Source organism: Ornithinimicrobium cerasi (assembly GCF_003702705.1).
In the GTDB taxonomy this organism is placed as follows: Bacteria; Actinomycetota; Actinomycetes; order Actinomycetales; family Dermatophilaceae; genus Ornithinicoccus; species Ornithinicoccus cerasi.
On sequence record NZ_QZMN01000047.1, the window covers coordinates 1 to 1,864 of the forward strand.

The 1,864-nt window shown below is 71.1% G+C and carries 1 protein-coding gene; it reads left to right on the forward strand.

Going from position 1 to position 1,864, the window contains the following annotated elements; translation table 11 throughout:
- Positions 1–299: 299 nt before the first annotated feature.
- Entirely contained in the window at positions 300–1,556 is a 1,257-nt protein-coding gene (locus D4B81_RS17690; protein WP_161965297.1) for an IS110 family RNA-guided transposase, read from the forward strand.
- Positions 1,557–1,864: the final 308 nt, after the last annotated feature.

Sequence of the window (1,864 nt, forward strand, 5' to 3'; positions counted from 1 at the left end):
TCCGCCGGGCCGTCGAGCACGAGCTGTCCCGCCCCGCCTGAATCACCCACAGCAAGGCGCGACCTGCGGCAATGTCGGACGCGCCGAAGGCTAGCGTCCTCCTGGCGGCATAGGAAGGCGTTGTAGCGCTGGGGTCTGGACGTGAGGAACGTCCTCCTGATGCGCTTGTCGGGCTTGGTATCCCATCGCCTTCAGGAGGACGTTCAATGTCTAACCGTAGTGGTGTCTCGCGTGGTGACCGGAACCGGAACGCCCGGCTGGCCCGCCTTCGCGAAGCGGTCCCGATCGGCAATGCCATCGTGGGGATCGACCTGGCCGAGCGTAAGCAGATGGTCGTGGTGTGCGACCACGACTCCCGGGTCCTGGCCCGGCGCACGTTCCGGTGCAAGGCCTGGGACCTCGGCTCCGCGTTGGACTGGGCCGGCCAGCACGCGACCCGCCACGGGTTCGCCGGAGTCACGGTCGCCTGTGAGCCGACCGGGCACCGGTGGCGGGTCCTGGGCCAGCTGGCGGCCGACCGGGGCTTGGCTTTCGTGTGCGTGCAGCCGACGATCTCCTCGTGGGCGCGCAAGTCCGAGGACCTGACGTTCGACAAGACCGACGACAAGGACGCCGTCGTCATCGCGCGGCTGGTCGGGCAGCTGCGCTGCTACCTGCCCGAGCCGGTCGATGAGACCTGGGGCCGGCTGCGGCACCTGGGCACCCGCCGCGCCCAGCTCCTGGACGAGCACGTGGCCTGCGTGCAGCAGCTGCGGGACCTGCTCGAGTGCGTCTGGCCCGCGGTCCTGACCACCGCCGCACAACCGTTCAAGTCCACCACGTGGGTCGCCGCGCTGAGCGTGATCCTGCGCCGCGACGGTGGCGACCTGGACCGCACTCGCCGCCTCGGCGCGGCCCGCTTCGAGCGCCTCGTCCGCGCCGAGGTCGCCCGGCGCGGCAAGAGCCGCCCGTGCCTGCGGATCGTGCGCAAGGTCTACGCCGCGCTGGCCGACCGTGCCGGTGTCCTCGACCACCGGGCCGGCGCCCTGGAACGCGCCGAGTGGGTCCTGGCCGACTGGGACACCGCCCGCGCCCAGCAGGTCGACGTCGAGACCCGCATGACCGTCGTGCTCGACGAGCTTGGCCTCACCGGCCTAGTCACCACCATCCCCGGCCTGTCCGCGGTCGGTGCCGCCGCGATCCTGGCCGAGACCGGCGACCTGTCCCGGTTCACCTCCGCGCGGGCCGTGGTCAAGCACGCCGGCCTGGCACCGCGGGAGCGGATGTCCGGCACGTTCACCGGCAAGGCCCGGCTGACCGGTGCCGGACGACCCGGCCTGCGCACCGCGGCGTGGCGGGCGGTGTGGGGCTGCCTGCAGACGAACAAGGTCTACGCCGCCCGGTACCGGCACCTGACCACCCGCGAGCAGAACAAGCTCACGGCGACGCAGGCGCAGACCATCATCGCCGCGGCGATCCTGCGCCAGCTGCACGCCGTCGTCGTCCACCGCCAAGCCTGGGACCCCGTCATTGCCACCGGCGCCACCAAGACCCAGGGGCCGCTCGAGGCCGCCTGAGCCTCGCGCGAGGCGTCGCGCGTCACCAGCAGGGCCGGGGCGAGCCTTCCGCGGCATTGAGAACCCTCACCGGTATCTCGACGGACATCAAGGGCCGCCCCGGCCCGTCGAGTGGAGTCCATCAGAGTGGTGTACGACGACCACGGTGGTGAGCGTGTCCTGCTGATGTAGGCGCGGTCACCGCGTGATCCTTCGAGTGAACCTTCCACAGCACTCTCGAACGGAGCATCACGATGACCGCTTCTCCCAGTATCGACCCTGAGGTCTTCCTGCACGAGCAGCTCGCGCAGGCGAGCCCGGACCTGATG